This window comes from Paracoccus onubensis, assembly GCF_003591515.1.
GTDB classification, from domain to species: Bacteria; Pseudomonadota; Alphaproteobacteria; order Rhodobacterales; family Rhodobacteraceae; genus Paracoccus; species Paracoccus onubensis.
In genome coordinates this window covers 1-5,769 of the sequence record NZ_QZCG01000032.1, presented here as the reverse complement: position 1 = coordinate 5,769, position 5,769 = coordinate 1, and the positions used below count along the sequence as shown (strand labels likewise).

The window sequence follows — 5,769 nt, the reverse complement described above, 5'->3', positions numbered from 1 at the left end:
AGATGTGTATAAGAGACAGGGCCATGGCGCTGGATGCCGATCTGATGCTGTTTGACGAGCCGACCAGCGCGCTTGACCCGGAATGGGTGGGCGAGGTGCTGGATCTGATCCGGCGCATCGCCGATGGCCGGCAGACGATGCTGATCGTCACGCATGAGATGCAGTTCGCGCGTGAGATCGCCGACCGGGTCGTGTTCATGGAAGGCGGTCGCATCGTCGAGCAGGGGCCGCCCGCGCAGATCTTCGGCAATGCGCAGGACGAAAGGACCAGGGCATTTCTGCGACGGGTAGGGTAATCCCGGCTTGTGCCGGTTTGTCAGGATTTGCCGAACATGCCCTTCACTGCGCCGATCAGGGGCATGACGGTGACCGACAATAACGGATTGAGAAGCTTTTCGACCAACGGGATCAGGGCGAGGCCAAGTATCAGCCCGAAAATCCCGTCGAAAAATGCGGTGACTGCCCAACTCGCCAGGCCGGCGATTTGCGGCACGGCCAGGGCCGCAGCCTCGGCCTGGTGATGAACCCAGTCGTAAGGACCGTGCCAGCCCATTTCGCCCAACCCGTGAAGAATGATCTGGCCGCCGACCCAGATCATCGCGGCGGTGCCGACGATGGTCAGCACCTTCATGAAAGCGGGCATGAATCTCACGATTCCCCGGCCAAGCGCCGCAAGCGCGCCATTCCCTCGCGATGCGAGATGCAGGCCGAAATCATCCGCCTTCACGATCAGGGCCACAAATCCGTAAACGGCGGCTGTGATGCCAATGGCGACCATGAACAGGATCAATGCCTTCATCCACAGCGTATCCTCGGCCGGGATGCTGGCAAGGGCAATCGTCATGATCTCGCCCGACAGGATGAAATCGGTCTTGATCGCGCCGGCGACGCGCTCTTCCTCGAGGCCGGCTGCATCGCCTTCCGGGTGAATATGTTTCTCGCTGTCATGCACATCGCCGTGACCGAAGGCATGCGCGACTTTCTCGGCGCCCTCGAAGCACAGATAGGCGCCGCCAACCATCAGCAACGGCGCGATCAGCCATGGTGCAAAGCTGGTCAGCAGCAGCGCCACCGGCAACAGAATGACAAGCTTGTTGAAGATCGAGCCGCGGGCGATTTTCCAGACGATCGGAACCTCGCGGCTGGCATCGAAGCCCTGCACGTATTTGGGCGTGACCGCGGCGTCGTCGATGACCGCCCCGGCGGCCTTGGCGCCCGCTTTGGCGGCCTGACCCGCGACATCGTCGATGGACGCCGCTGCGACCTTTGACAGGCCGGCGACGTCGTCCAGAAGCGCGATCAGTCCGCTCATGTAATTCCCCGATCCTGCATGTCTTTGCCGTATTCTATCTGCGGGGTCGGCGCGGAATGTTCAAGCCTGTCGGTGCGAAGCGATCCCCATGCGCGGCCAGCATGCATCACCGGAATATCCCAATGCCCTGCAGAGCGGCCGGTTTTGGCGGTGTCACTTGACGGGTTTGTGAAGTATTTACAAATCATACGCGATTTATGTGAATAAATTTACATAATTTTTCTTATATAAAAAAGACTTAACATGCGGTATAGGATGTTGTTAACACCATTGGCATCTTGACCTTATGGCGTCGGATCCGGCGGTGAAGGCGGGGAGGGCCAAGATTGATTCGGTTGTTAAGGAGGCAACTTCATGAGTTCGGAAAACATTGGTAAACATGCGATCCCGGCCGGGCAGGAGAATGCCCATATCAAGGCCGCCGATTACGACCGGCTTTATGCCGAATCAGTAAGCGATCCGGAAGCTTTCTGGGGCAGGGAAGGCAAGCGGCTGGACTGGATCAAGCCTTTTACCAAAGTGAAGAACACGGATTTCACCTTTGGCAATGTCAGCATCAAGTGGTTCGAGGACGGCGTGTTGAACGTGTCCGTGAACTGCATTGACCGGCACCTGCCTGCACGCGCCGATCAGACCGCGATCATATGGGAACCCGACGATCCCAAAAAACCGGCGCAGCATATCACTTATGCACAGCTTTCCGAGAACGTGAACCGCATGGCCAATGTGCTGCGCGATCTTGGCGTCAGGAAGGGCGACCGGGTGGTGATCTATCTGCCGATGATCCCCGAGGCGGCCTATGCCATGCTGGCCTGTGCGCGGATCGGGGCGGTTCATTCCATCGTCTTCGCGGGTTTCTCGCCCGATGCGCTTGCCAACCGGATCAACGATTCCGGCGCGCGGATTCTGATCACCGCCGATACCGCGCCGCGTGGCGGGCGCTCGACCGCGCTCAAATCCAATGCGGATCAGGCGCTGCTGAACTGTTCGGACAAGGTGAAATGTCTTGTCGTCAAGCATACAGGCGAACAGACGACCTGGGTCGATGGCCGGGATATCGATCTCAAGGCATTGATGGCCGATGCCGGCACGGAATGCGAGCCCGAACCGATGGGCGCCGAGGATTTGCTATTCATCCTTTATACCTCGGGCTCGACCGGCAAGCCCAAGGGCGTGGTGCATACGACGGGCGGATATCTGGTCTATGCCGCGATGACCCATGAATATGTGTTCGATTATCATGATGGCGATGTCTATTGGTGCACCGCCGATGTCGGCTGGGTCACCGGGCACAGCTATATCGTTTACGGACCGCTGGCCAATGGCGCCACCACGCTGATGTTCGAAGGAGTGCCGACATGGCCGGATGCGGGGCGCTTCTGGGAGGTTTGCGCCAAGCACAAGGTCAATCAGTTCTATACCGCGCCGACGGCGATCCGGGCATTGATGGGCAAGGGGCCGGAATTCGTCGAAAAGCACGATCTGTCCAGCCTGCGCATCCTTGGCACCGTGGGCGAGCCGATCAATCCCGAGGCGTGGAACTGGTATGACGAACATGTCGGCAAGGGCAAATGTCCGATCGTCGACACATGGTGGCAGACCGAGACCGGCGGGCACATGATCACGCCCTTGCCTGGTGCGACCGAAACCAAGCCGGGTTCCGCGACGGTTCCCTTTTTCGGGGTCAAGCCCGAGATACTCGAACCTGAAAGCGCCAGGCCGGTCACGGGCAACCCGGCCGAGGGCGTGCTGTGCATCGCCGATAGCTGGCCGGGACAGATGCGTACCGTCTGGGGCGATCATGAGCGTTTCATGGAGACCTATTTCCAGCAATATCCGGGCTACTATTTCACCGGCGACGGCTGCCGCCGGGACGAGGACGGTTATTACTGGATCACCGGGCGGGTGGATGATGTGATCAACGTCTCGGGCCACCGCATGGGCACGGCGGAAGTCGAATCCGCGCTTGTTGCCCATGAAAAGGTCGCCGAGGCCGCGGTGGTCGGTTATCCGCATCCGGTGAAGGGACAGGGCATCTATGCCTATGTCACCCTGATGAACGGGGTCGAGCCGACCGAGGAATTGCGGGCAGAGCTTGAGAAATGGGTCCGGGGCGAAATCGGCCCCATCGCCAAGCCCGACCTGATCCAATGGGCTCCGGGCATGCCCAAGACCCGCTCGGGCAAGATCATGCGCCGTATCCTGCGCAAGATCGCCGAGAACGATTACGGCAGCCTTGGCGATATCTCGACGCTGGCCGAGCCCGAGGTCGTGGACGACCTGATCGAGAACCGGATGAACCGGGGCTGACGATTACGAAGAAACCGGCCGGGGTCGGGTCGTCACCCCGGTAAGAAGACCCGCCAAGGTCCGGCGCATCGCCGCCGGCCCACTGGGGGAGTGTGTCCAAAAGAGGGAGGACAGAACGACATGAGTGACAGACAATCATCAAACGCATACTGGAGTGCGAATATCCGCACGATCTGGATATGCATCGCCATATGGGCCTTCGTGTCCTATGGCTGCGGCATCCTGTTCCGGCCATTGCTGTCGGGTATCAGTGTGGGCGGCACTGATCTGGGTTTCTGGTTCGCGCAGCAAGGCTCGATCCTGGTCTTCATAATCCTGATCTTCAGCTATGCGTGGCGCATGAACAAGCTCGACCGCGAGCACGGGGTGGAGGAATAGTTCATGGATCAATTTACCCTGAACCTGATCGTCGTCGGTCTGACATTCGCACTTTATCTTGGCATCGCCTTCTGGGCGAAAGCCGACTCGACCAGCGAATTCTATACTGCTGGCCGTGGCGTGCATCCGGTGCTGAACGGGATGGCAACCGGCGCGGACTGGATGTCGGCGGCCTCTTTCATCTCGATGGCCGGGATCATCGCATTCGGCGGCTATGACGCTTCCGCCTATCTGATGGGCTGGACCGGCGGCTATGTGCTGCTGGCGATGCTGCTTGCGCCTTACCTGCGGAAATTCGGCAAATTCACCGTGCCGGAATTCATCGGCGACCGTTTCTACAGCCAGACGGCGCGACTGATCGCGGTGGTCTGCCTGATCATCGCGTCGGTTACCTATGTGATCGGGCAGATGAAGGGCGTGGGCGTGGCCTTTTCGGGCTTTCTGAACATGTCCTATGAGATGGGCCTGCTAGTCGGTGCGATCATCGTGGCGTTCTATGCCGTGCTGGGCGGCATGAAGGGCATCACCTATACGCAGGTCGCGCAATATGTGGTGCTGATCATCGCCTATACCATTCCGGCGGTCTTTATCTCGCTGCAGATCACGGGCAACCCGATTCCGGGTCTTGGCCTGTTCAGCAATACCGTCGAAGGCGGTGTGCCGGTGCTGGACCAGCTGGACTCGGTGATTCAGGAACTCGGCTTCGCAAGCTATACCGCGCAGACCGACACCACCCTGAACATCTTCCTGTTCACCCTGTCGCTGATGATCGGGACCGCCGGTCTTCCGCATGTGATCGTGCGCTTCTTTACCGTGCCGCGCGTGGCCGATGCCAGAAGCTCGGCGGGCTGGGCGCTTGTCTTCATCGCGCTGCTGTATCTGACCGCTCCGGCGGTGGGCGCCATGGCGCGGCTGAATTTCGTCGAGACCATGTGGCCCAACGGACCGCAGGAAGAAGCGATCGCCATCGAGGAAATGCCGCACTGGGTCCAGAACTGGGAGCGGACAGGCCTTCTGGCCTTCGAGGACAAGAATGGCGATGGCCGCATCGAATACTGGGCCGATGAAGAGAAGAACGAGGCTGTCAAGGTCGATCAGGACATCATGGTTCTGGCCAATCCCGAGATCGCGGGATTGCCGGGCTGGGTGATCGCGCTTGTGGTTGCCGGCGGTCTGGCGGCTGCGCTTTCGACTGCGGCGGGGCTTTTGATGGCCATCTCCTCGGCGGTGTCGCATGACCTGATCAAATCGATGATCAACCCCAATATCAGTGAAAAATCCGAACTGATGGCGGCGCGGATTTCGATGCTGGTGGCCATTGCGGCATCGACATGGCTGGGGCTGAATCCGCCGGGATTTGCCGCGCAGACCGTGGCGCTTGCCTTCGGCATTGCCGCGGCCTCGCTGTTCCCGGTGATCCTGATGGGGATCTTCTCGAAACGGATGAACTCGCAGGGTGCGATTGCGGGGATGCTGGCCGGTCTGCTGAGTACGGTCATCTATATCTTCCTGCATAATGGCTGGTTCTTCATTCCGGGAACGAACAGCTTCACGAATGCCGATCCGCTGCTGTTGTCGATCCAGTCGACCAGCTTCGGCGCGGTTGGCGCGATGATCAACTTCATCGTCGCTTATGTCGTGTCGAATGCGACGCAAGAGCCGCCGAAGGAGGTTCAGGATCTTGTCGAGTCGATCCGCGTGCCGAAAGGCGCCGGTGCTGCTCAGGCACATTGATGCAAGTAAGCCGGGGGGCTTTGCGCCCCCCGGAC

Annotated in this window: 4 protein-coding genes and 1 pseudogene; 4 read left to right on the top strand and 1 reads right to left on the bottom strand. The window is 59.8% G+C overall.

Annotated elements, in window-relative coordinates; all coding sequences use genetic code 11:
- Positions 1-296: pseudogene (locus D3P04_RS22915) on the top strand (amino acid ABC transporter ATP-binding protein); the annotation flags it as partial.
- A gap of 20 nt (positions 297-316) precedes the next feature.
- Here the strand turns inward: D3P04_RS22915 and D3P04_RS22910 are convergent.
- Complete coding sequence (locus tag D3P04_RS22910; RefSeq protein WP_119752207.1) at positions 317-1,312, bottom strand: DUF808 domain-containing protein; 996 nt, start codon at positions 1,310-1,312, stop codon at positions 317-319.
- A gap of 354 nt (positions 1,313-1,666) precedes the next feature.
- On the opposite strand from D3P04_RS22910, the gene acs reads away from it, so the two are divergent.
- The 3 genes from acs (at position 1,667) to D3P04_RS22890 (ending at position 5,734) form a co-directional block, all read left to right on the top strand.
- Positions 1,667-3,622 (top strand): acetate--CoA ligase, encoded by a 1,956-nt coding sequence (gene acs, locus D3P04_RS22900; RefSeq protein ID WP_119752205.1) that lies wholly within the window; start codon positions 1,667-1,669, stop codon positions 3,620-3,622.
- A 120-nt stretch (positions 3,623-3,742) separates the two neighbouring features.
- On the top strand, positions 3,743-4,000 hold the full coding sequence (locus D3P04_RS22895; protein WP_119752204.1) for a DUF4212 domain-containing protein: 258 nt from the start codon (positions 3,743-3,745) through the stop codon (positions 3,998-4,000).
- 3 nt (positions 4,001-4,003) lie between these two features.
- Entirely contained in the window at positions 4,004-5,734 is a 1,731-nt protein-coding gene (locus D3P04_RS22890; RefSeq protein ID WP_119752203.1) for a sodium:solute symporter family protein, read from the top strand.
- Positions 5,735-5,769: the final 35 nt, after the last annotated feature.